We start from the raw sequence: 22,330 nt of genomic DNA, 5'->3' as shown, positions 1-22,330 counted from the left end.
AGTTAGTCGTTGATTTAATGGGCAAAGCAGGGACAAAAGCAATGGGCGAGTGAAATGGGTGCTATCTGCTACCATGGCGCCTCTGCAACTTCAGGTCCTAGATCATGGCATTTCGCCCTCTCACAGCCAGAGCGCCCGCCGTTCTGCTACGCGAAGCCAGGCCGTTGAAAGCCATCCTCGGTCACGCCCAGCGCCTGGCTCATCTGCAACGTCTGCTCGAAAGCCAACTGCAACCCGCCGCCCGTGAACACTGCCACGTCGCCAAGTGGCGCGAAGGCGAACTGTTGCTGATCGTCACCGACGGTCATTGGGCCACGCGTCTGCGCTATCAGCAGAAACGTCTGCAACGGCAACTGCAGATGTTCGACGAGTTCGCCAATCTGACGCGGATCAAGTTCGCCGTGCGGCCACCGACCCTCCAGCGCGAGGCGAACGGGCCGACGATCGATCTGTCGACGGATGCGGCGGCGACCATCCAGGCCACCGCCGACGGGATCAGCGATCCGAATCTGCGGGCAGCACTGGAACGACTGGCCGCCCACGCCAAACCCAAGGCCTGAGCCTTATTGATCAGCGGCGTTTGCTGCCACCGAGCAATGACCCCATCAGGCCGCGCACCAATTGTTTACCCAGCGAGTTCGCTGCCTGGCGCATCGCCGACTTGAGCGCCTGCCCCGCCGCCGTGCCGAGAAATTCTCCGGCCCTGTCCGCCAGGCTTGGCTCTTCAGCGGCCGGTTTGCCCGGCGCCGCTTCAGCCTCCGGCGCCAGCCCCTTGCGCCCCATCAGGATTTCATAGGCCGACTCGCGATCAATCGGTTTGTCATAACGGCCCTTGAACGGCGAACCGGCGATCAGCATTGTGCGCTCAGTCTCGGTCAACGGCCCGATCCGCGATTGCGGCGGCGCCACCAGCACCCGCTGCGCCATTTCCGGCGTGCCCTTTTCTTGCAAGGTGCCGACCAGGGCCTCGCCAATCCCGAGTTCGGTGAGCACCGACAATGTGTCGAACGCCGGATTCGGCCGGAAGCCATCCGCCACCGCCCGCAGGGATTTCTGCTCCTTGGCAGTAAATGCGCGCAGGCCGTGCTGGATCCGCAGCCCCAGTTGCGCCAGCACATCGTCCGGCAGATCGCCCGGCGACTGGGTGACGAAATACACGCCCACACCTTTCGAGCGAATCAGCCGCACCACTTGCTCAAGCCGCTCCTGCAATGCCTTGGGCGTGTCACCGAACAACAAATGCGCCTCATCGAAAAACAGCGCCAGCAACGGTTTGTCGGCATCGCCACGCTCAGGCAATTGCTCGAACAGTTCGGCCAGCAGCCACAGCAGGAACGTTGCATAGACCTTCGGCGCCTCATGCACCAGACGACTGGCATCCAGCAGATGAATGCGTCCGCGACCGTCGGCGGTCGGCTGCAGAATGTCTTCGAGTTGCAACGCCGGCTCGCCGAACAACGCCTCGGCGCCCTGCTGCTCCAGCGTCGCCAGACGCCGCAACAGCGCCTGACTGGAGCCGGTGGTGAACAGCGCCGCGTCTTCGCCCAGCAGTTGCGGATTGTCCTTGAGATGATTGAGCAGTGCCTTCAGATCCTTGAGATCCAGCAACAACAGGCCTTCGCGATCCGCCACCTTGAACGCTGCGTACAGCGCCGACTGCTGGCTGTCGGTCAGTTCCAGTAAGGCGCCGATCAGCAGCGGGCCCATTTCACTCAACGTAGTGCGCAGCGGATGACCGGACTGACCGTGGATGTCCCACAAGGTCACAGGATACGCCTGAGGCTTGTGATTGAGCCACGGCATGCCGGCGATGCGCTCGGCGATCTTGCCCTGAGGGTTGCCGGCAGCACCGAGGCCGCACAGGTCGCCCTTGACGTCGGCGGCGAACACCGCAACCCCGGCGTCGCTGAACGCCTCGGCCAGGCGCTGCAAGGTGACGGTCTTGCCGGTACCGGTAGCCCCGGCCACCAGTCCGTGACGGTTGGCCAGGCGCATGGCCTGAGCGATCGGTTGCCCGGCGAGGTCGGCGCCGATTACGAGTTGCGAGGAGTCAGGCATTTGGTCACCCAATGGTTAATCTTTGTCGATCATGGCCGATAGCTAAAGGTGACAGATGCGACTGACATCCGCATCGGAGATTTCCCTAAGGAGAAGCGGAAATACCTGCTTGTACTCATCAAGCCCACCTAGCGAGCATCTATAGAAGCACGCCCTGAATAATAAGACCTTAGCGGAACCCCAAGCCATGAACAAAAATCTGCGTTTCAGCCACAAAATTTTGCTTGCCGCCGCCCTCATCGTCATTGCCGCCTTCGCCTCGTTCACGCTGTACAACGACTGGTTGCAGCGCAATGCGATTCGCGAGGATCTGGACAATTACCTCAACGAGATGGGCGAGGTCACAGCCGACAATATCCAGACCTGGCTCAGCGGGCGCATCCTGCTGATCGAGAACGCTGCCCAGAATATCGCCATCAATCCCGAGCCTGCCGCCGTCGCCAGCCTGCTGGAACAGAAAGCCCTGACCTCGACCTTCATGGCGTCCTACCTCGGCGATGCCACCGGGCACTTCACCATCCGCCCGGACGCGAAGATGCCGGACGGTTTCGATCCGCGTGTTCGCCCTTGGTATAAAGGTGCCGAAAGCAGCAGCACCTCGACCCTGACCGAACCGTACATCGACGCGGCCACCGGCCAGACCATCATTTCCATCGCCACCGCCGCGAAGAAGGCCGGCCAGAGCGTCGGCGTGGTGGGCGGCGACCTGAGCCTGCAAACCCTGATCAACACCCTCAGCGCCCGGGATTTCTCCGGCATGGGCTACGCGTTCCTGGTCAGCGCCGACGGCAAGATCCTGGTGCATCCGGATAAAGCCCTGGTGATGAAGTCCCTGAAGGAAGCCTATCCGCAGGACACCCCGCGCATCAGCAGCGATTTCAGTGAAGTCACCGTCGACGGCAAGACCCGCATCGTCAACTTCACCCCGATCAAGGGCCTGCCGTCGGTGAACTGGTATATCGGCTTGTCGGTGGACAAGGACAAAGCCTTCTCGATGCTCAGCGAATTCCGCACCTCCGCCGTGATCGCGACCGTGATTGCCGTGGCGATCATCATCGCCCTGCTTGGCATGCTGATCCGCATTCTGATCCAGCCGCTGCACGTGATGACCCGCGCCATGGAAGACATTGCGGATGGCGAAGGCGACCTGACCAAACGCCTGACCATCCAGAACCAGGACGAGTTCGGCGTGCTCGGCACGGCGTTCAACCGTTTCGTCGAACGTATCCACGGCTCGATCCGCGAAGTGTCGTCGGCAACCGGCCAGGTCAACGAAGTCGCCCTGCGCGTGGTCGCGGCCTCCAACTCGTCGATGTACAACTCCGACCAGCAAGCCTCGCGCACCAACAGCGTGGCCGCCGCCATCAACCAACTCGGCGCCGCCGCCCAGGAAATCGCCCGCAACGCCGCGCAAGCCTCGACCCAGGCCAGCGACGCCCGTGGCCTGGCCGAAGACGGCCAGCAAGTGGTGGAACGCAGCATCAAGGCCATGAACCAGCTGTCGAGCATGCTCAGCGCGTCCAGCAGCAATATCGAATCGCTGAACAGCAAGACCGTGAACATCGGCCAGATCCTGGAAGTGATCACCAGCATTTCCCAGCAAACCAACCTGCTGGCGCTCAACGCCGCCATCGAAGCGGCCCGTGCCGGTGAAGCCGGTCGTGGTTTTGCGGTGGTGGCGGACGAAGTGCGCAACCTCGCCCACCGCACCCAGGAATCGGCGCAACAGGTGCAGACCATGATCGAGGAGCTGCAAGTCGGCGCCCGCGAATCCGTCAGCACCATGAGCGACAGCCAGCGCCACAGCCAGGACAGCGTAGAGATCGCCAACCTCGCCGGCGAGCGTTTGAACAGCGTGACTCAGCGCATTGGTGAAATCGACGGGATGAACCAGTCGGTGGCCACCGCGACCGAGGAACAGACTGCCGTGGTCGAGTCGATCAACGTAGATATCACCGAGATCAACACGCTGAACCAGGAAGGTGTCGAGAACTTGCAGGCGACGTTGCGGGCTTGCTCGAATCTGGAACAGCAGGCTTCGCGATTGAAGCAACTTGTTGGCAGCTTCCGCATTTAAAGCCGCTCTGCCGGTCGTCTTCGTCGTTCACAACTGTCCGACGAAGACGACCAACATCCCTCCGAAACCGGCCTTGCACCCCACCGCGAAACCCCGACCGAACATCTATTCTTGATAAAGGTCAACCAAGGGAGATCAACGCGGAGGGACGTTCACCGTGCATATCGCCGACATCACCATGTTCTACGCCCCGGCCAGCGGCGGCGTGCGCACCTATCTGGATGCCAAGCACCGTCGCCTGGGTGTGAAGCCCGGGATCCGCCACAGCCTGCTGATACCCGGCGCGCATTTCGGTGAAGATGATGGCGTCTACACGGTTCCCGCCCCCGCCCTGCCTTTCGGCAAGGGCTATCGGTTCCCCTTGCGACTGGCCCCTTGGCGAAACGTACTGCAGGATCTGCAACCCGATCTGATCGAAGTCGGCGACCCCTACCTCACCGCCTGGGCCGCGCTCGATGCACGGCGACAACTGGATGTACCGGTGATCGGCTTCTATCACTCCGACCTGCCGCTGCTGGTGGGCAACCGCATGGGCCACTGGGTCACGCCGAATGTCGATGCGTATGTGCGCAAGTTGTACGGCAATTTCGACCGGGTGCTCGCGCCCAGCCAGGTCATGGCCGACAAGCTCAGCGGGCTGGGCGTGCGTAATGTCTTCGTGCAACCGTTGGGCGTTGACCTTCAGACCTTCCACCCCGATGCCCACGACGCCGCGCTGCGTAGCGAACTGGGGATCGCCGAGGACTCGCGCCTGTTGATCTTCGCCGGCCGGGGCTCCAAGGAGAAAAACCTGCCGGTGCTGCTCGACTGCATGAAGCGCCTGGGCCCGCGTTATCACTTGCTGCTGGTCGGTTCATCGATGCCGGCGTCCGTCCCGGACAACGTCAGCGTGATCGACCGGTTCTGCCCGGCCGCACAGGTCGCGCGGCTGATGGCCAGTGCCGACGCACTGATCCACGCCGGCGATCAGGAAACCTTCGGCCTGGTGATTCTGGAGGCCATGGCCTGCGGCATTCCGGTGGTGGCGGTGGCGGCCGGGGCGTTCGAGGAAATCGTCAGCGAATCCTGTGGCCTGCTCTGCGCACCGAACAATGCGCAAGCCATGGCCAATGCCGTGCGTGAGCTGTTCAGTCGCGGGGCTGGCGTACTTGGTCAACAGGCACGCCAGCACGTGGAGCGGCATTACGCCTGGAACACGGTGGTCGACAGCCTGCTGGGCCACTACCACGCCGTACTCGGCGAATCGGTTCCGCGGGTGGCCAATGGCTGAATCTCACGAGCGCCCGACGTTAATGCTGGTGCTGCATGACGTGGCACCCTCCACGTGGGCCGATTATCGAGAATTTGTCGAAGCCGTTGACCGGTTGGGCAACGTCCCGATGACGTGGCTGGTGGTCCCGAATTTCCATCGACACGATGCCCTCGAGGCCCACCCGGAGTTCTGTCGAATGCTCGACGAGCGCGTCGCCCGCGGCGATGAACTGGCGCTGCACGGCCATTTCCATGAAGACACCGAGCCCGGCCCGCGTACAGCGCGCGACTGGTTCATGCGTCGGGTCTACACCCATGAAGGCGAGTTCTATCAGCTGTCCCGTGAAGCCGCCCTCGCCCGCCTGCGCCCGGGCATCGATCTGTTTCGGCGCCACGGCTGGCCACTGCATGGTTTCGTTGCCCCGGCCTGGCTGATGAGCGCCGGCACACGCCAGGCATTGCGCGAATTGCCACTGCGCTACACCAGCGATCCGCAGCATCTTTATCACTTGCCGGATTTCACTGCGGTCGAGGCTCCGGGACTGGTCTGGAGCGCACGCAGCGCCTGGCGTCGCGGCATGTCGAAGGTCATCAGCGAACAGCGTGAGCAGCGCTGGCGTCAGGCGCCGGTGATTCGTCTAGGCTTGCACCCGGTGGACATGCGCCACCGGTTTTCCCGGGATTACTGGTGGCGCACCCTTGAACGACTATTGGCGGACGGACGCGTGCCCATGACCAAAATCGACTGGCTGACGCGCCAGCGCATTCAAGCCGAGCGTGCCGCTTGAGTCGCGGCATTCTGTTGCTGATCGGCCTGCTGGTGGCCGTGGCGGTTCCCGTCCTGCTCGGGGGCGGCGAAACCTGGGAGCGCCTGCAGGCATTTCCGCTGCGCTGGCTGTTGATCATGTTCGCCATGGTTCTGCTGTGTTGGGGCATCAACACCTTGCGCTTGCGGCTATTGCTCGGCGATCAGCGTGAGCGGGTCACGCCCGTCAAAAGTCTTGGGGTAGTAATGGCTGCCGAATTCGCCTGGTGCGCCACGCCCGGCGGCAGCGGCGGGCCGTTGACGATCATGGCATTGCTGGCCCGCAGCGGCGTGCGCCCGGCCCGGGGCAGTGCCGTGTTTGCGATGGATCAGTTGAGTGATCTGCTGTTTTTTCTCTGCGCCCTGAGCGGGATCCTGATCTACGCGCTGTTCCAGCATCTCAGCGACCGTATGGAATGGCTGCTGACTGTCAGCGCCGTGTCATTGTCCGGGGGCTTGCTCAGTTGTGTGCTGGTCGCGCGCTATCACCGCCGTTTGATCCGTTTGAGCGGACGACTGCTGGCCGGGATGAACGTCGAACCGCGTACCCGACGGCGCTGGGCGCGGCAGTTGCTGCACTTTCTGGCCGCGTTCACCGATGCGCTGAAATTGCCGTGGCAGACGTTGATCAAGGTGTTCGTCCTGACCTGCGTGCATTGGTCGCTGCGCTATAGCGTGCTGTATCTGGCGTTGCGCGGTCTGGGGGCGGATGTGCAGTGGGCCTGGACGTTTCTGATCCAGATGCTTTCGCTGGGGGCGGGGCAATTCAGCCTGTTGCCGGGCGGTGCCGGTGCAGCGGAGTTGACCTCGGCGGCGCTGCTGGCGCCGATGGTCGGCAAATCCACCGCGGCGGCGGCTATTCTGATCTGGCGGGTGGTGACGTATTACTTCTATCTGCTGGTCGGTGGCCCGGTGTTTCTACTGATGCTGGGCCGGCCATTGCTGAAAAAGCTGCTGAGCGTCAGACAGGCTTCTTGAGGTCATCGTCTTCGTCCTTGAGTTGTTCCCACAGTTCGGCAGCGCCGGGAAACTCCGTGCCGTCCTCCGGACTCAGGTCATCCGGGTCATAGCGGCTCAGGCAGCCTTCGCCGAGGGTGGCGGGGGCTTTGGAAGTGGCTTTGTCCAGTGGATCGCTCATGAACGCTTCCTTACAGGGCTGCAACAAGTCATAAAAAAAGGGCCTGAGGCGATTGAACGCCCAGGCCCTTTGTTTTTCAACCGAAAGGTCTGATCAGAACACCACGGTCTTGTTGCCGTGCACCAGCACGCGGTCTTCCAGGTGATAGCGCAGGCCACGGGCCAGCACCATCTTCTCGACGTCACGGCCGAAACGCACCATGTCTTCGATGCTGTCGCTGTGGCTGACACGTACCACGTCCTGCTCGATGATCGGGCCGGCGTCCAGCTCTTCGGTCACGTAATGGCAAGTCGCACCGATCAGCTTCACGCCGCGCATCGAAGCCTGGTGGTACGGCTTGGCACCGACGAACGACGGCAGGAAGCTGTGGTGAATGTTGATGACCTTGTGCGCGTATTCGCGGCACATGTCCGGCGGCAGGATCTGCATGTAGCGCGCCAGCACCACGACTTCGGCGTCGTGCTGCTTGACCAGGCGCGACACTTCATCGAAGGCCGGTTGCTTGTCCTGCGGATTGACCGGCACGTGGTAATAAGGAATGCCGTGCCACTCGACCATGCTGCGCAGGTCGTCGTGGTTGGAAATCACGCAGGAGATCTCGCAATCGAGCTCGTCGCTGTGCCAGCGGTGCAGCAGGTCGGCCAGGCAGTGGGATTCGCGGCTGGCCATCAGCACCACGCGTTTTTTCTGCTCGGTGTCGGTGATGCGCCAGTCCATCGAGAACTCTTCGGCGATCGGTGCAAACTTCTCGCGCAACACCTCGATACCAAAAGGCAGGGAATCGGCACGGATTTCGTGACGCATGAAGAACCAGCCGACCTGGTTATCCGAGTGGTGGCTCGCTTCGGTGATCCAGCCATTGTGGGCCGCCAGAAAGTTACTGACTTTGGCAACGATGCCAACGCGGTCCGGGCAAGAAATCACCAGCCGAAAAGTGCGCATGAGGGGGAAACTCCAGAACTTCGCAAAGGCGGCCATTCTAGCGACTGCGCGGGAAAACTGCAGTATTGATGACCCTCGGAGGCTTACGGCACCCCGTCGCAGCTTTTTTGACGCCCGTAAACGCCAGAATGATGGCACTGCAAAAGCCAAGCTTGAACAGACCTGTGTGAATATCTGTGAAGACTCCATCACATTATTTAACTGAACATTCAATTCAGGGCTTTTCAACGTAACTAATTCAAATAAAAACTCCGGTTAAATGTTTACTTGATGAAACAGCCTGACTATTATTGCAGCACTGTCCCCTGCCATCGCGCACTCCCACATAAGGTAGTAATCATGTCCTTGATCAACGAATATCGTGCCACTGAAGAAGCTATCAAAGAGCTGCAAGCCCGTTTGAAGAACCTGTCGCAAGACGACAAACTGCAAGCCGAGCTGGAATTCGAAGGCAAACTGCGCACACTGATGGGCGAATATTCCAAATCCCTGCGTGACATCATCGCGCTGCTGGATCCAGAGTCCAAAACCAAAGCACCACGTGGCGGCGCAGCCAAAACTACCGGCACCAAGCGTGCTCGCAAAGTTAAACAATACAAAAACCCGCACAACGGCGAAGTCATCGAAACCAAAGGTGGCAACCACAAGACTCTGAAAGAGTGGAAAGCCAAGTGGGGCGGTGACGTGGTTGAAGGCTGGGCTACCCTGCTGGGCTAAGCCGCAACCCTTGTCGCAGAGCGCTTCTGTGACACAAAAAAACGCCAGCGAATGCTGGCGTTTTTTTATGCCCGGCATTCAAGCGCCGGATATGTTCGATTTCAAAGATCCAAACGTTTGCGCAATGCCTGGACATAGTTCTGCCATTCAACCAACACCTCGGCCTGCATCGGCGCAGCACTAAGCAGCCATTGCTCCATGGCCTCGGCAAAAGATTGCAAGGTATTAGGCGCCCCCCACTCCGGCGCTGACAAGCGTTGCCGGCAAAAGATTCTCCAGCGCTCTTGCTCTTCGAAATTCAACGTATCGGGAAAGTTACGTGCTCGATATCGAAACAACAATTCAGGCAAACGTTCGTCATCGAACGGCCATTGCTCTCGCGCCAATTGGCCAGGATCGGTCGCCCTCACTTGCTCACATAAACGACGATCACGATCACCGATAAATCCGTCGTACAACTGTTGTTCGGGATCTTCATTCGAGGTGAAATCTTCGCTGGCATAAATCGCCGAGACTTTATCTTTCCAAACTTGTTGTGCGTCACTTAGTCGCAAGGCGCGCGCCTGATACAAGGCCATGTCCAGACCCAGGCGCTGCTGATCGTCAGCACGCAACACCGACAATGGCGCCACCACCGGACACTTGTTGATATGGATGAGTTTGAGCGGTACCGGCAACTCGCCTTCGGCCAGGTCGTCACGCCGGGTATACAGGCGCTGACGCAATGTTTCGGCATCCAGGTCGAGCAGCCCCTGCGGGTCCAGGTGCAGGTCACAGACGATCAACGCGTTCTTGTTGCGCGGATGCCAGGCCAGCGGCAGCACCACACCAACATAACTGCGCGCAGCCGAGAAGCGGCCGGAAATGTGCACCATCGGCTGCAACAGACGAATCTGGTCCATGACCTTCTGCTTGCTGCGCAGCTGGAACAACCAGTCATACAGCTTCGGCTGCTTCTCGCGGATCAACCGGGCCAGGGCAATGGTGGCGCGCACGTCCGACAGGGCTTCGTGGGCATTGCCATGATCGATGTTGTTGGCGGCGGTCAGACGTTCGAGCTTGAGCGTCACCTTGCCTTCGTCATCGGTCGGCCAGACCAGCCCGTCCGGGCGCAACGCGTAGGCGGCGCGTACTACGTCAATCAGGTCCCAGCGACTGTTGCCGCCCTGCCATTCACGGGCATAGGGATCGAAAAAGTTGCGGTACAGGCTGTAGCGGGTCATCTCGTCGTCAAAGCGCAAGGTGTTGTACCCCGCACCGCAGGTGCCGGGAGCCGCGAGCTGCGCGTGAACCCGGGTCATGAAGTCGGCTTCGCTCAAACCTTGCTCGGCGAGGCGGCTCGGGGTAATGCCGGTGATCGCGCACGCCGCCGGATGCGGCAGGATGTCTTCGCTGGGCTGGCAGTAGAGATTGACCGGCGCGTCGATTTCGTTGAGTTCGTGGTCGGTGCGGATCCCGGCCACCTGCAACGGACGGTCGCATCGGGGGTTGATGCCGGTGGTTTCGTAGTCGTACCAGAAGATGGAAGTCACGGGCGGTTCCTGAACTGAAGATCGGCAAAGTCTAGGCGTTCGACCGCCGTCGCGGCCAGCACCGCATCATTCAGTCACCTTTGGTTGAAGGATGTGTATGACATAGTGATGTCGTTTCCCCCCGAGAGACTGCTAGCATCGGACGCACTTGCATCCCGATCCGGCAACATCAGGTAGCCCATGCTCGAGACCACAGCACCGCCAAGGAAAGCACCGCTGGCCCCGCCACTGGACACGCGGCACCAGGTCGAAACGCCGGAAGGCATCGATCTGCCGCTGCGTCCCGCCGGCCTGATGGTGCGCGCCGTGGCATTCACCGTCGATCTGGGGTTGCGCGGGCTGATCCTGGGACTGCTTTTCATGTTACTGGCGCTGCTCGGCAAACTCGGTATCGGCCTGGGCTCACTGCTGTTGTTCGGGGTGAGCTGGTGGTACATGGTGCTGTTCGAAGTACTGCGTCAGGGTCGCTCGCCGGGGAAACAATGGATGGGCCTGCGGGTGGTGCACGACGATGGCACGCCAGTCGGCTGGCCGGCCTCCCTGTTGCGCAATCTGCTGCGCTTTGTCGACCTGATGCCGTTCGGCTATTTCCTCGGTGCGATCAGTTGCCTGCAACACCCGACCTTCAAACGCCTCGGCGATATCGCGGCCGGCACGCTGGTGATCTACAGCGAACGCCCGCTCAAGCGCCCGCAATTACCCGATGCCGCCCCCCGTCGTTCGCCGATCCCGCTGACCCAGACTGAACAACGTGCCCTGCTCGCTTTCGCCGAGCGCCAGGGCGAGCTTTCGACGGCACGGGTCAATGAACTCGCTGCATTGCTCGCTCAGCCGCTGCACATCAGCGCGCCGAAAGCCGTCGGTGAGCTCAACGGCATCGCTCGCGGCCTGTTGGGGCCGACATGAAGCAAAGCCTTTTCGAATCCCGCCACAAGGCTGAATGGGAGCGTTTCACGCTTGCTCTCGAACGCCTGGAACGCGGCAAGGGCACCTCGCAGGTGGCGGAATTTCCCAAGGCTTATCGGCGCCTTTGCCAGCATCTGGCCCTGGCGCAGGAACGCGGCTACAGCAGTTTTCTGGTCGACTCCCTGCAACAGCAAGTGCTGCGCGGTCATCAACAGCTTTACCGGCATCGCAGCCGGATCGGCGCGGACGTGCCGGGTTTCATCCTGGCCGGTTTTCCACAACTGGTGCGCGCCGAATGGCGCTTCGTGCTGGCCGCCGCCCTGCTGTTCTTCGGCAGCCTGATCGGTTTCGGGGTGCTGGTGTATCTGAGTCCCGAATTGATCTACAGCCTGATCCCGGCCGAGCAGGTCCGCGAGATGCAAAGCATGTACGACCCGGTCGCCGGCCACCTCGGGCGTTCGGCCGAACGCGCGGCGAGCGAAGACTGGGTGATGTTCGGCTACTACATCATGCACAACATCGGCATTGCTTTTCAGACCTTCGCCAGTGGTTTGCTGCTGGGAGTGGGCAGCGCGTTTTTCCTGTTCTACAACGGCCTGATAATCGGCGCGGTGGCCGGGCACCTGAGTGAAATCGGCTTCGGCCAGACCTTCTGGTCATTCGTGATCGGGCACGGGGCATTTGAACTCAGTGCGATTGTTCTGGCCGGTGCGGGGGGGCTGAAACTGGGCTGGGCGTTGATTGCGCCGGGACGCCTTACACGAATCGAGGCGCTGCAGATTGCGGCGCGCCGGAGCATCCTGCTGATCTGTGGCGTGATGCTGTTCCTGTTGATCGCCGCGTTTATCGAAGCCTACTGGTCGTCGCGCACCGGGGTTTCGCCGCAGACCAAATACCTGGTCGGCGCCGGGCTCTGGCTCTGCGTGGCGCTCTATCTGCTGTTCGCCGGAAGGACCCGCCATGCGCCTGAGTGACGCAACCGTGGCAATCCGTCCGCGCACCAATTGGGAAGCCATGGACCTGGGCGTGCTCATGAGCCAGCAACATCGGCGCCTGCTGATGACCAGTTGGGCCATCGTCACCCTGCCGCTGTTCGCGGTGCTCAGCCTGCTGTTGTGGGATTCACCGTCACTCGCCGTGTTCATCTTCTGGTGGCTGAAACCGGCCTACGAACGCTTGCCGCTGTACATCCTGTCCAAGGCGCTGTTCGGCGAAACACCCACCTTGAAACAGGCCTTGCGCCAATGGCCGCGCCTGCTCAAGCCGCAACTCATCGCCAGCCTGACCTGGCGCCGGTTCAGCCTGAGTCGCAGCTTCCTGCTGCCGGTGCTGCAACTCGAAGGCCTCGACAGCACGGCGCGCCAGCAGCGCTTGCAAGTACTGCTGCAACGCAATGCCGGCACCGCGCAGTGGCTGACGATCATCGGCGTGCATCTGGAAACGGCGCTGTGGATCGGCCTGATGGTGTTGTTCTACCTGCTTCTGCCGCAACAGGTCGAAACCAATTGGGACTGGCAAAGCCTGATCTTCGCGGCCGACCACGAATGGCGCTGGCTGGAGCATCTGACCAATACGTTCTATGCGCTGATCCTGGTGATCTGGGAACCGGTGTATGTCGCCTGCGGGTTCAGCCTGTATCTGAACCGCCGCACCGTCCTCGAAGCGTGGGACATCGAACTGGTGTTCCGCCGCTTGCGCCAGCGTTTGAACAGCAGCGCAATCGGCTTGCTGCTGGCGGTGTGTCTGCTGTTGCCGGGGTTGCCCTCAGCCTGGGCTGCCGAACCTGCCACTGCGCCTGATGCACCGCGTCTGTTGAACCAGCCACTGACCAGCGAGGCATCCCGTAACAGCATCAAGGCCTTGCTCGATCAACCGCCATTCAAGAACAAGGAAACCGTCACCCGTTATCACTTCGGCGAAGATCCCGCTGCCGCCGAAAAAGCCAGGGAAAGTGAAGCACCGCAATGGTTGAAAACACTGCTCGACTGGCTGGATGGCCGACACCTCGATGGCCTGGCCAAGGCGATCGAAGTCGTGCTGTGGGGCGCGGCGATCGCCGGGGCTGGCTGGCTGATCCGGCGTTATCGGGATTTTCTGCAAGCATTCGTCGGCCGCCGTCCGCGCTTGCCCGAAGCGAACGGAAGACCCTTGCCACAACAAGCCTTCGGTCTGGATCTGCAAAAGGAAAGCTTGCCCGATGACATCGCCAGCCACGCGGAACAGCTCTGGCAAACCGAGCCGCGTGCGGCATTGGGGCTTTTGTACCGGGCACTGCTCAGTCATCTGCTGCACGATTTCAACCTGACCCTGAAACCCGCCGATACCGAAAACGAAGTGCTGGCCCGGATCGAACAGTTGCAACGTCCGGATCTGCTCACTTATAGCCGTCACCTCACCGGCCATTGGCAGAACATGGCCTACGGGCACCGCGTACCGGCGGCACATCTGCAACAGGAATTGTGTGATGGCTGGCGCTCCCTGTTCGGCCACGGAGCCGCCCGTTGAACCGGCGCGCGCTGTGGCTTCTGGGCGGTGCGCTGATCGTCGCCCTGCTCGCTGTGCTGGGCATTTATCTGTACCTCAAGGCCACGCCGTACCAGACCGAAGTCGATCACGGCCCGTCCCCCGCTGCGCAAGCCAACCCTTATCTGGCGGCGGAGATGTTTCTGCGCGAGCGCGGGATCGACGTCAGCCATGCCGAAAGCCTTGCCGTGCTACCTGAAATCGATCCGCGCCAGCACACGTTGCTGATGTTCAACGACCGCTCGAAAATGACTCCGCGTCAGGTTGACCAGGTATTGAACTGGGCCCGGGCCGGCGGAAGGCTGGTGTTCGTCGCCGAATCGATCTGGAATGAAAAGACCGGCCAGAGCAACGACCTGCTGCTCGACCGCGTGCAACTGCGTCAATCCTTCAGCAAGGATCTCAAGGATCCGCCGCCGGATGCCGCCGAAGACCCGTTCCCGAATCTGACCAAACTCTATCTGGAAGACGAAGACGCACCCGCCTACGCCGGATTCGACACCGCGTTCCACCTCGACGACCCGAAAAACCTCGCCCAGGCCTGGGCCAATAGCGCGAAAGCCACGCACATGATGCAACTGGCTTTCGGCCTCGGCACGATCACCGTGATCACCGATGCCGATCTGTGGAAAACCCCGGCCATTGCGCAACACGACAATGCCTGGCTGCTCTGGTATCTGAGCGCCGATACCGCTGTGACCCTGCTGTTCAACACCGAGCACGACAGTCTGCCGGCCCTGCTCTGGCGGTATTTTCCGCAAGCCATCGTGGCCCTGATTGCCTTGATCGGTCTGTGGCTGTGGCATGTCGGCGTGCGTCACGGCCCGGTGCAGGCGCCGTCTCCGAGTGGTCGTCGACAGTTGATGGAACACCTGCGCGCCAGTGCCGATTTCATCCTGCGTCACAACGGCCAGCAGACCTTGCTGCAAGCGTTGCAGCAGGACGTTCTGCGCCGCGCCCGTCATCGACATCCCGGTTTCGACCAACTGAATGTCGCCGAACAATGGCTGGTGCTGTCGCGCCTGACCCGCCAACCGACCCGTGCCATCAGCCAGGCCCTGAGCCCGGCACCGAAGCGGCGCCTGTCCAGCGCCGAATTCTGCCGTCAGGTCGCCCACCTGCAAGCCTTGAGGAACACGCTATGACCGAACACATCGAACCCGGCTCGCCCAGCCATGTGGCCCAGCAACGCCAACGCGCCAGCCAGTTGGCCCAGGCCGTACGCGGCGAATTGCAGAAAGCGCTGATCGGCCAGAACCCGGTGATCGACGATGTGCTGACCGCGCTGATCGCCGGCGGCCACGTGCTGCTCGAAGGCGTTCCCGGCCTCGGCAAGACCCTATTGGTACGCGCCCTGGCAAAATGCTTCGGCGGCGAGTTCGCGCGCATTCAGTTCACCCCGGACCTGATGCCCAGCGACGTCACCGGCCACGCGGTCTACGACCTGCAAACCGAGCAGTTCAAACTGCGCAAGGGCCCGCTGTTCACCAACCTGCTGCTGGCCGACGAGATCAACCGCGCCCCGGCCAAGACCCAAGCCGCCCTGCTCGAAGCGATGCAGGAACGTCAGGTCACCCTCGAAGGCCGGGCCCTGCCGATTGCCCAGCCATTCATGGTGCTCGCCACGCAGAACCCGATCGAACAGGAAGGCACCTATCCGCTGCCCGAAGCCGAGCTTGATCGCTTCATGCTCAAGGTGCGCATGGATTACCCCGACGCCGATCAGGAGCTGGACATGGTGCGGCAGGTCAGCCGCTCGACCCGTGCCGACATGCTTGACGTGCAACCGCTGCGCACCGTGTTGCAGGCCAAGGACGTGCAGGCCCTGCAACGCATCGCCAGCGATTTGCCGCTGGACGATCAGGTGCTCGATTACGCCGTGCGTCTGGCGCGCAGCACCCGCACCTGGCCGGGGCTGAGCCTAGGCGCCGGGCCACGCGCCTCCATTGCACTGGTCCGTTGCGCCCGCGCCCGGGCCTTGCTGCGCGGTGGTGAATTCGTGATTCCCGACGACATCAAGGGTTGCGCACTGGCGGTGTTGCGTCACCGGGTACGCCTCGCGCCAGAGCTGGACATCGAAGGCCTGCAAGTCGATCAAGTCCTTCAGCAACTGCTTGACCAGATCCCGGCGCCGCGCCTGTGAAACCCTCGCGCCTGCTGTTGATCTGGCTGGCGATCCTGCTGGCCATCGGCATTGTGCTGGGCGCGTTGCAGGCGCTGGATGTGGAAGTGCCATCGAGCCTGTTGTCGATCAACTGGGGTTTGTTGCTGGCGCTGTTTGCGCTGAGCCTGCTGGACGCGCTGCGTCTCAAGCGTCTGCCCTCGCCCCGCGTGCAACGACAGGTGCCCGGCAGCCTGGCCCTCGGTCGCTGGAGCGATATCCGGCTGGAAGTCGAACACGAGCTCGACCAGCCACTGGCCATTCAAATCTTCGACCACGTACCCGACAGCCTCGGCTACGAAAACCTGCCGCTCTCCACCGAGCTGCAACCCGGCCAGCGCAGCCTGATCGGCTATCGCCTGCGCCCGCTCAAACGCGGCCACTACACCTTCGAAACCTGCGAACTCAACCTGCCGAGCCCCTTCGGCCTGTGGTCCGGCAAACGCCTGCTGACCATCACCGACCACACCCGCGTCTACCCCGACTTCGCCCGCCTCTACGGCGGCCAGTTGCTGGCGGTCGACAACTGGCTCAGCCAGCTCGGCGTGCGTCAGCGCCAGCGTCGTGGCCTGGGAATGGAATTCCATCAGCTCAGGGAATTTCGCGAAGGCGACAGCCTGCGTCAGATCGACTGGAAAGCCACCGCCCGCCACCGCACACCGATTGCCCGGGAGTACGAAGACGAGAGGGATCAGCAGATTGTTTTCATGCTCGATTGCGGGCGGCAGATGCGCAGTCAGGATGGGGAGCTTTCGCATTTTGATCATGCGTTGAATGCGTGTCTGCTGTTGAGTTATGTGGCGTTGCGGCAGGGGGATGCGGTGGGCTTGTCCACCTTCGCCAGCGATCAGCCGCGGTTCATTGCACCGGTCAAAGGTGCGGGGCAGCTCAAGGTGTTGCTCAACGGTGTTTATGACCTGGATAGCACGCGGCGTTCGGCGGATTATCCGGCGGCGGTAAATCAGTTGCTGGCGAGGCAGAAGCGTCGGGCGCTGGTGGTGTTGGTGACGAATGTGCGGGATAAGGATGATGAGGAATTGCTGAACGCCGTCAGACAATTAAGCCAACAGCATCAAGTACTCGTGGCCAGCCTGCGTGAAAGCACGCTTGAAGATAGACGGCATTCGCAGGTGCAAACGATTGAGCAAGCGCTTGAATACTGCGCAACAGTGGATTACCTGAACGCCCGATCGGTGCTCCATGAAAAATTGAGTGCCCAAGGAGTGCAAGTGATAGATGCCCCCCCAAGTGAATTGAGTACAGACGTAATTTCGCGGTATCTGAGCTGGAAAAAATCTGGAGCACTCTGCTAACACATTGTGAAATTCACACGGGAAGGCCAGATTAAAACTACGAAAAATCAAAAGCTCTAAACAATAAGCTGGCTCAGTTCACCCGAGGAGCATCACAAGCTGATGCATCTCACCAGTCGAGTAGAAATCGCTAGCCAACTAACACTCGCAGATGCCACTGCTATGCTTGTTTTTTTGCAAAAAGGAGCCTAAGAATGGCCGTTCAATACTCTCTATCAGACGTGTTGGAAAGGATGTATCAGAATCAACTCGGCTTGGAAGCCGCTCTAATGGAATTAGTACTCCTGGTCGAAGCACAGGGAATGGTGGATACCGGAAACAACGTCCGAGAAGCACTTTTTACAATCGGAGAAAACGCTGGCTTCATCAATCAAGGTTTGGCCAAGCTGAAAGGAAAACGTCCCAGCTAAAGCTTTCGGACTTTCGCCTATGTCTCCAAGATCTTTCGATGTATTTCTTCTACGGTTCGTGTCCTCTAGAACCAATAATTAACTGGGGGTTTTCTTACAGCTCGGTTCTCAAGAAAACTCCCTTTGCCTACGACTACACTAGCTCTGCCCCACGTGTAAAAACCTTCAAAAGAGATGCAAAACTGTTGTTCTCTCACTTTTTGTGGACAACAAAAAAACGGTGGAATTGAGGCTACAACACGTGACGCTTTTGCCTACATGTAAGCGCGAATCCGCCGGCTTGTGCACCTTGGCGTTGCCCCGTAACTTGATCCCCGTCGCTGCCAATCAGCGGCCGGGTTTAGTCGCCCGAGGTAAGATAGGTTTGCAAACGCATCGTCCAGTCGGGTATTCCCTATCCCTGCACTCGATGGTGGCTGTGAGCAGGGTGCCCCCGGGCACGCCGGAAAAGCCTACTTCCCCGGTCGACTAACCTGCTTACAGCTGCCACCCCCTCGTTTAGTCGCGAAGCGGTAACAGCCCAACTTATTAGGAAGTTAGGTATGTTCAAAGCTACACCAAATCCGCCTTCGGATATCGATCCAACTGACAAGACTGATCAAACCGATCCGGTCTCCCCCTACGCCTCCGTCGATTCAAAAAAACTCCACGACGCGGCCCATCGGGCCCTCGACTTTTACCTCAACCCCAAAGCTGAAAAATCACGCAACTCCGTGGATCGTGGCATGCAGATGTTCAAAGTCGATCCGGACATCAACCCGGAAGCCATCGCCATCCAGACCTACGAAACCTTTTCCTCGGTCAGCATTCTGTTGCTGGATCTGGCCGACAGCCTGGACGACAAGCCGCGGCATCTGGCGATGGCGATCTATCAGTTGAGTGAATTGGGGTTGTTGCTGGTGGAGAAGACACTGGATAACGAACGGGCGATTGCGATAAACGAGTAAGAAAAAGGGCCACAACCTTCGGCAGGTTGTGGCCCTTTTGGTTTTCAAGCCGAGGCCGGCAACGGCTGAAAGCTGAAGTACTGCTTCAACGCCTCGACCAGTTGCCCATACTCGGGCGGCGTCCGGTACAGGCTGAAGCCGGCGTCGTAGTGTCGGGGGGTCGCGTCTTCGTGGCACCACAGGCAGCACGCGGTGAGGTCGATGACCTGCTGACAGCCCTCGCCCAAGGGAATTTTCAGGCGCAGGTTGAACTCGGCACCGATCATCATCGGCAACTGGCTGATGAGCATCAAACCGTCTTCGGACACGTTGCCCAGAAAGCCGATGGGTTTGTCGGTGACGCTGTTGAATACTCGCAGAAAATACGGCAGCTGATGCCGTTCGATTCGACGGTCGGTAAACATAAGCAATTCGCCATGCAAGGCTCCATTACAGAGCCGCACTCTCGCTTCGGAACGGACCTGTGCGTCAGGTTCGCTCTCCCCGCACCCGGTGTGACGCTCGCTACGCGCATCTCATGCCAGTCGCAGGTGTTGCGCCGGTACAGATATCGATCTGCACCGGTGTCATTCGACTATAGCTCACCCTATACAAGCAGCCAGCTTTTGTATGGCAACCGCCATCAGAACCGGGTTGGACGTACCACGGCGGCAGCGCTGCGCGTCGGGTAGTGACCCAAGCTCTGCAGGGTTTCCAGACGCGCGCGGGCGCGGTAGGCGTATTCGCTGTTGGGGTACGAGGCGATGATGAACTGATAGGTCTGCGCCGCATCGACGAACATTTTCTGCCGTTCGAGGCACTGGCCGCGCATCATCGACACTTCCGGCCACACATAAGGGCGGGCGCGGCTGGCGCGTTCGACCTTGGACAGTTCAAGCATCACCTGCTCGCAATTGCCCCGGTCATAGGCGCTGTAGGCGTTGTTCAAATGATGGTTCATCGACCAACGGGTGCAGCCCGAAGCGGCGAGGACGCTGAGGGCAAGGGCGGCAATGGGCACGAATCGCATGGGGGTTCTCCTGTCTTGTGCTCTGTATCGACCCCTGGTCGGAAATCTTCAGGCGCGTTTGTCCCAAAGTTGCCGTGTTCAATAAAGAAAGTATTAAGTAGTGCAAACGAACAATGACTACACCCTTCGAGCATAGTAGCCTTCGCTGGCGCTTGAACCTGAGGAGTCTTTGCATGTCCGTCCGTCGTACCAAAATCGTCGCTACCCTTGGCCCGGCCAGTAACTCGCCGGAAGTTCTCGAACAGCTGATTCTGGCTGGCCTGGACGTCGCCCGTCTGAACTTCTCCCACGGCACCCCCGACGAGCACAAGGCTCGCGCGAAGCTGGTGCGTGACCTCGCGGCCAAGCACGGTCGCTTCGTCGCCCTGCTGGGTGACCTGCAAGGCCCGAAAATCCGTATCGCCAAATTCGCCAACAAGCGCATCGAGCTGAAGATCGGTGACCAGTTCACCTTCTCCACCAGCCATCCGCTGACCGAAGGCAACCAGCAAGTGGTCGGCATCGACTACCCGGACCTGGTCAAGGACTGCGGCGTGGGCGACGAGCTGCTGCTCGACGACGGCCGCGTGGTGATGCGCGTTGAAACCGCCACCGCGACCGAGCTTAACTGCGTCGTGACCATCGGCGGCCCGCTGTCCGACCACAAAGGCATCAACCGTCGCGGTGGCGGCCTGACCGCGCCGGCCCTGACTGAAAAAGACAAGGCCGACATCAAGCTCGCCGCTGAAATGGAAGTCGACTACCTCGCCGTGTCCTTCCCGCGTGACGCCGCCGACATGAACTACGCCCGTCAACTGCGCGACGAAGCCGGCGGCACCGCCTGGCTGGTGGCGAAGATCGAACGCGCCGAAGCCGTGGCCGACGACGAAACCCTCGACGGTCTGATCAAGGCTTCCGACGCGGTGATGGTTGCCCGTGGTGACCTCGGTGTGGAAATCGGCGACGCCGAGCTGGTGGGCATCCAGAAGAAAATCATTCTGCACGCACGCCGCCACAACAAGGCGGTGATCGTGGCGACCCAGATGATGGAGTCGATGATCCAGAACCCGATGCCGACCCGCGCCGAAGTGTCCGACGTGGCCAACGCCGTGCTCGACTACACCGACGCCGTGATGCTGTCTGCCGAATCCGCTGCCGGCGCTTATCCGCTGGAAGCCGTGCAGGCGATGGCGCGCATCTGCGTCGGCGCTGAAAAGCACCCGACCAGCAAGACTTCCAGCCACCGCATCGGCAAGGAATTCGAGCGCTGCGACGAAAGCATCGCGCTCGCGACCATGTACACCGCCAACCACTTCCCGGGCGTGAAAGCGATCATCGCGCTGACCGAAAGCGGCTACACCCCGCTGATCATGTCGCGTATCCGTTCGTCGGTGCCGATCTACTGCTTCACCCCGCACCGCGAAGCCCAGGCCCGCGCAGCGATGTTCCGTGGCGTGTACACCGTGCCGTTCGACCCGGCTTCGCTGGCCCCGAACGAAGTCAGCCAGAAAGCCATCGACGAGCTGGTCAAGCGCGGCGTGGTGGAGAAAGGTGATTGGGTCATCCTGACCAAGGGCGACAGCTACCACACCACCGGCGGCACCAACGGCATGAAAATCCTGCACGTGGGCGACCCGCAGGTCTGAGTGACCGGTTGCTGAAAACGAAAAGCCCCGCCATGTGAATGGCGGGGCTTTTTCATTTCAGACTGATCGTTACTAGTTTGATCGTTCCCACGCTCCGCGTGGGAACGATCAGTGCGCGGAGTGCGTTCGGCGGATATCTCAATGCCGTTTGATGAACCCCGTCAACGCCGCCAACGCCTCCGGCGACCTCAGCCGCTGAGTGAACAGCGCGCCCTCCTCCTCGATCACCTTGCGAATCAACTCGCGATCCGGCGCGCGCATCAACTGTTTGCTGATGCGCACCGCTTCAGCCGGCAACTCGTCAAACCACAACGCCATCTCCCGCGCCTTGGCCAACGCGGCTTCGCCACTGCCCAGCGCCTCGGTTGCGATGCCCCATTGCGCCGCCTGCTCACCGGTGAAGCCTTCACCCAGCAACAACAGCTCCGATGCCTTGGCCTGCCCGAGCAAACGCGGCAGGATCAGGCTGGAGCCGAACTCCGGGCACAAACCGAGATTGACGAACGGCATGCGCAACCGCGCATCCCGCGCCACGTACACCAGATCGCAATGCAGCAACAGCGTCGTGCCAATACCCACCGCCGCCCCGGCCACCGCGGCGATCACCGGTTTGCGGCACTCCAGCAAATTGAGCATGAAGTGAAACACCGGGCTGTCGAGGTCGCTCGGCGGTTGCTGGATGAAGTCAGCAATGTCGTTGCCGGCGGTGAAACACTCGGCGCTGCCGGTGATCAGCACGGCGTTGATTTCAGGGTCGCTATCAGCCTGTTTCAGCGCGTCGGCCAACTGGCTGTACATGGCGCGGGTCAGGGCGTTTTTCTTGTCCGGGCGGTTGAGGCGCAGGGTCAGCAAACCGCGTTCGCGGTGCAGCAGGATGGCTTCGGGCATGGCAGGTCTCGCGTCTGAGAATTCAGCG

Annotated in this window: 22 protein-coding genes and 1 pseudogene; 16 read left to right on the top strand and 7 right to left on the bottom strand. The window is 60.9% G+C overall.

Features of this window, described 5'->3' with window-relative positions; all coding sequences use genetic code 11:
* The first annotated feature begins 104 nt into the window (after positions 1-104).
* The gene (locus QRN46_RS01370) at positions 105-560 is read left to right on the top strand and encodes a DUF721 domain-containing protein (protein WP_011335659.1); all 456 of its coding nucleotides are present in this window, start codon (positions 105-107) and stop codon (positions 558-560) included.
* 10 nt (positions 561-570) lie between these two features.
* On the opposite strand, the gene QRN46_RS01365 is transcribed toward QRN46_RS01370, so the two are convergent.
* Positions 571-2,058, bottom strand: coding sequence for a helicase HerA-like domain-containing protein (locus QRN46_RS01365; protein ID WP_011335660.1), 1,488 nt, complete (start codon positions 2,056-2,058; stop codon positions 571-573).
* A gap of 187 nt (positions 2,059-2,245) precedes the next feature.
* Between QRN46_RS01365 and QRN46_RS29055 the strand changes: the two are divergent.
* The 5 genes and pseudogenes from QRN46_RS29055 to gpgF all read left to right on the top strand — a co-directional run.
* Positions 2,246-3,277, top strand: a pseudogene (locus tag QRN46_RS29055) (HAMP domain-containing protein); the annotation flags it as partial.
* Positions 3,278-3,370: 93 nt separating this feature from the next.
* On the top strand, positions 3,371-4,135 hold the full coding sequence (locus tag QRN46_RS29050) for a methyl-accepting chemotaxis protein (protein ID WP_502942347.1): 765 nt from the start codon (positions 3,371-3,373) through the stop codon (positions 4,133-4,135).
* A gap of 157 nt (positions 4,136-4,292) precedes the next feature.
* Positions 4,293-5,405: an N-acetylglucosaminyl phosphatidylglycerol synthase gene (gene gpgS, locus QRN46_RS01355; RefSeq protein WP_011335662.1), complete on the top strand. Its 1,113-nt coding sequence runs from the start codon at positions 4,293-4,295 to the stop codon at positions 5,403-5,405.
* Positions 5,398-6,174, top strand: a complete 777-nt coding sequence (gpgD, locus tag QRN46_RS01350) for an N-acetylglucosaminyl phosphatidylglycerol deacetylase (protein WP_011335663.1) — start codon at positions 5,398-5,400, stop codon at positions 6,172-6,174. Before gpgS ends, gpgD begins: the two co-directional genes overlap by 8 nt.
* Positions 6,171-7,169 (top strand): glucosaminyl phosphatidylglycerol flippase, encoded by a 999-nt coding sequence (gpgF, locus tag QRN46_RS01345; protein WP_011335664.1) that lies wholly within the window; start codon positions 6,171-6,173, stop codon positions 7,167-7,169. The genes gpgD and gpgF overlap by 4 nt, the downstream gene beginning before the upstream one ends.
* Here the strand turns inward: gpgF and QRN46_RS01340 are convergent.
* Both QRN46_RS01340 and purU read right to left on the bottom strand, forming a co-directional pair.
* Positions 7,153-7,329, bottom strand: a complete 177-nt coding sequence (locus QRN46_RS01340; protein ID WP_011335665.1) for a hypothetical protein — start codon at positions 7,327-7,329, stop codon at positions 7,153-7,155. The two genes, gpgF and QRN46_RS01340, sit on opposite strands and share 17 nt — an antisense overlap.
* A 93-nt stretch (positions 7,330-7,422) precedes the next feature.
* Positions 7,423-8,271 carry a formyltetrahydrofolate deformylase gene (purU, locus tag QRN46_RS01335; RefSeq protein ID WP_011335666.1) on the bottom strand — a complete coding sequence of 283 codons (849 nt, stop codon included), beginning with the start codon at positions 8,269-8,271 and terminating at the stop codon, positions 7,423-7,425.
* 339 nt (positions 8,272-8,610) lie between these two features.
* On the opposite strand from purU, the gene mvaT reads away from it, so the two are divergent.
* A complete protein-coding gene (gene mvaT / locus QRN46_RS01330) occupies positions 8,611-8,988 on the top strand; it encodes a histone-like nucleoid-structuring protein MvaT (RefSeq protein ID WP_007951234.1) in 378 nt (125 codons plus the stop codon).
* A 101-nt stretch (positions 8,989-9,089) separates the two neighbouring features.
* Here the strand turns inward: mvaT and sbcB are convergent, their stop codons facing one another.
* Positions 9,090-10,520, bottom strand: a complete 1,431-nt coding sequence (gene sbcB / locus QRN46_RS01325; RefSeq protein ID WP_011335667.1) for an exodeoxyribonuclease I — start codon at positions 10,518-10,520, stop codon at positions 9,090-9,092.
* 180 nt (positions 10,521-10,700) lie between these two features.
* Here sbcB and QRN46_RS01320 point away from each other — a divergent pair, with 180 nt between their 5' ends.
* From QRN46_RS01320 to QRN46_RS01285, 8 genes are all read left to right on the top strand, one after another.
* Positions 10,701-11,426: an RDD family protein gene (locus QRN46_RS01320; RefSeq protein ID WP_011335668.1), complete on the top strand. Its 726-nt coding sequence runs from the start codon at positions 10,701-10,703 to the stop codon at positions 11,424-11,426.
* Positions 11,423-12,400: a stage II sporulation protein M gene (locus QRN46_RS01315; protein WP_201816269.1), complete on the top strand. Its 978-nt coding sequence runs from the start codon at positions 11,423-11,425 to the stop codon at positions 12,398-12,400. The genes QRN46_RS01320 and QRN46_RS01315 overlap by 4 nt, the downstream gene beginning before the upstream one ends.
* Positions 12,387-13,931, top strand: coding sequence for a DUF4129 domain-containing protein (locus QRN46_RS01310; RefSeq protein WP_201816272.1), 1,545 nt, complete (start codon positions 12,387-12,389; stop codon positions 13,929-13,931). Before QRN46_RS01315 ends, QRN46_RS01310 begins: the two co-directional genes overlap by 14 nt.
* Entirely contained in the window at positions 13,928-15,094 is a 1,167-nt protein-coding gene (locus QRN46_RS01305; protein ID WP_201816275.1) for a DUF4350 domain-containing protein, read from the top strand. Before QRN46_RS01310 ends, QRN46_RS01305 begins: the two co-directional genes overlap by 4 nt.
* Positions 15,091-16,092: an AAA family ATPase gene (locus QRN46_RS01300; protein WP_085610826.1), complete on the top strand. Its 1,002-nt coding sequence runs from the start codon at positions 15,091-15,093 to the stop codon at positions 16,090-16,092. Before QRN46_RS01305 ends, QRN46_RS01300 begins: the two co-directional genes overlap by 4 nt.
* Positions 16,089-17,423 (top strand): DUF58 domain-containing protein, encoded by a 1,335-nt coding sequence (locus QRN46_RS01295; protein WP_201816289.1) that lies wholly within the window; start codon positions 16,089-16,091, stop codon positions 17,421-17,423. The genes QRN46_RS01300 and QRN46_RS01295 overlap by 4 nt, the downstream gene beginning before the upstream one ends.
* Before the next feature lie 194 nt (positions 17,424-17,617).
* Positions 17,618-17,833, top strand: coding sequence for a hypothetical protein (locus tag QRN46_RS01290; protein WP_041475416.1), 216 nt, complete (start codon positions 17,618-17,620; stop codon positions 17,831-17,833).
* A gap of 542 nt (positions 17,834-18,375) precedes the next feature.
* On the top strand, positions 18,376-18,780 hold the full coding sequence (locus tag QRN46_RS01285) for a DUF6124 family protein (protein WP_011335674.1): 405 nt from the start codon (positions 18,376-18,378) through the stop codon (positions 18,778-18,780).
* 44 nt (positions 18,781-18,824) lie between these two features.
* On the opposite strand, the gene QRN46_RS01280 is transcribed toward QRN46_RS01285, so the two are convergent.
* Positions 18,825-19,184: a PilZ domain-containing protein gene (locus QRN46_RS01280; RefSeq protein WP_007951248.1), complete on the bottom strand. Its 360-nt coding sequence runs from the start codon at positions 19,182-19,184 to the stop codon at positions 18,825-18,827.
* Between the two features lie 218 nt (positions 19,185-19,402).
* Entirely contained in the window at positions 19,403-19,789 is a 387-nt protein-coding gene (locus QRN46_RS01275) for a tetratricopeptide repeat protein (RefSeq protein ID WP_011335675.1), read from the bottom strand.
* A 173-nt stretch (positions 19,790-19,962) separates the two neighbouring features.
* Here QRN46_RS01275 and pyk point away from each other — a divergent pair, with 173 nt between their 5' ends.
* Positions 19,963-21,414: a pyruvate kinase gene (gene pyk / locus QRN46_RS01270; RefSeq protein WP_007951250.1), complete on the top strand. Its 1,452-nt coding sequence runs from the start codon at positions 19,963-19,965 to the stop codon at positions 21,412-21,414.
* 138 nt (positions 21,415-21,552) lie between these two features.
* Here the strand turns inward: pyk and QRN46_RS01265 are convergent, their stop codons facing one another.
* Complete coding sequence (locus QRN46_RS01265) at positions 21,553-22,302, bottom strand: enoyl-CoA hydratase-related protein (protein ID WP_201816291.1); 750 nt, start codon at positions 22,300-22,302, stop codon at positions 21,553-21,555.
* Positions 22,303-22,330: the final 28 nt, after the last annotated feature.

Origin of the sequence: Pseudomonas sp. lyk4-R2A-10 (assembly GCF_030209075.1) — a bacterium.
Classification (GTDB): domain Bacteria; phylum Pseudomonadota; class Gammaproteobacteria; order Pseudomonadales; family Pseudomonadaceae; genus Aquipseudomonas; species Aquipseudomonas glycinae.
This window is presented reverse-complemented; position numbering and strand designations above follow the sequence as displayed.

What these genes read in the sequence shown, in the direction of transcription:
- QRN46_RS01370 (WP_011335659.1), top strand. Translation starts at nt 105, where the DNA reads ATGGCATTTCGCCCTCTCACAGCCAGAGCGCCCGCCGTTCTGCTACGC.
- QRN46_RS01365 (WP_011335660.1), bottom strand. Translation starts at nt 2,058, where the DNA reads ATGCCTGACTCCTCGCAACTCGTAATCGGCGCCGACCTCGCCGGGCAA.
- QRN46_RS29050 (WP_502942347.1), top strand. Translation starts at nt 3,371, where the DNA reads ATGTACAACTCCGACCAGCAAGCCTCGCGCACCAACAGCGTGGCCGCC.
- gpgD (WP_011335663.1), top strand. Translation starts at nt 5,398, where the DNA reads ATGGCTGAATCTCACGAGCGCCCGACGTTAATGCTGGTGCTGCATGAC.
- QRN46_RS01340 (WP_011335665.1), bottom strand. Translation starts at nt 7,329, where the DNA reads ATGAGCGATCCACTGGACAAAGCCACTTCCAAAGCCCCCGCCACCCTC.
- purU (WP_011335666.1), bottom strand. Translation starts at nt 8,271, where the DNA reads ATGCGCACTTTTCGGCTGGTGATTTCTTGCCCGGACCGCGTTGGCATC.
- mvaT (WP_007951234.1), top strand. Translation starts at nt 8,611, where the DNA reads ATGTCCTTGATCAACGAATATCGTGCCACTGAAGAAGCTATCAAAGAG.
- QRN46_RS01320 (WP_011335668.1), top strand. Translation starts at nt 10,701, where the DNA reads ATGCTCGAGACCACAGCACCGCCAAGGAAAGCACCGCTGGCCCCGCCA.
- QRN46_RS01315 (WP_201816269.1), top strand. Translation starts at nt 11,423, where the DNA reads ATGAAGCAAAGCCTTTTCGAATCCCGCCACAAGGCTGAATGGGAGCGT.
- QRN46_RS01310 (WP_201816272.1), top strand. Translation starts at nt 12,387, where the DNA reads ATGCGCCTGAGTGACGCAACCGTGGCAATCCGTCCGCGCACCAATTGG.
- QRN46_RS01300 (WP_085610826.1), top strand. Translation starts at nt 15,091, where the DNA reads ATGACCGAACACATCGAACCCGGCTCGCCCAGCCATGTGGCCCAGCAA.
- QRN46_RS01290 (WP_041475416.1), top strand. Translation starts at nt 17,618, where the DNA reads ATGGCCGTTCAATACTCTCTATCAGACGTGTTGGAAAGGATGTATCAG.
- QRN46_RS01285 (WP_011335674.1), top strand. Translation starts at nt 18,376, where the DNA reads ATGTTCAAAGCTACACCAAATCCGCCTTCGGATATCGATCCAACTGAC.
- QRN46_RS01280 (WP_007951248.1), bottom strand. Translation starts at nt 19,184, where the DNA reads ATGTTTACCGACCGTCGAATCGAACGGCATCAGCTGCCGTATTTTCTG.
- QRN46_RS01275 (WP_011335675.1), bottom strand. Translation starts at nt 19,789, where the DNA reads ATGCGATTCGTGCCCATTGCCGCCCTTGCCCTCAGCGTCCTCGCCGCT.
- pyk (WP_007951250.1), top strand. Translation starts at nt 19,963, where the DNA reads ATGTCCGTCCGTCGTACCAAAATCGTCGCTACCCTTGGCCCGGCCAGT.
- QRN46_RS01265 (WP_201816291.1), bottom strand. Translation starts at nt 22,302, where the DNA reads ATGCCCGAAGCCATCCTGCTGCACCGCGAACGCGGTTTGCTGACCCTG.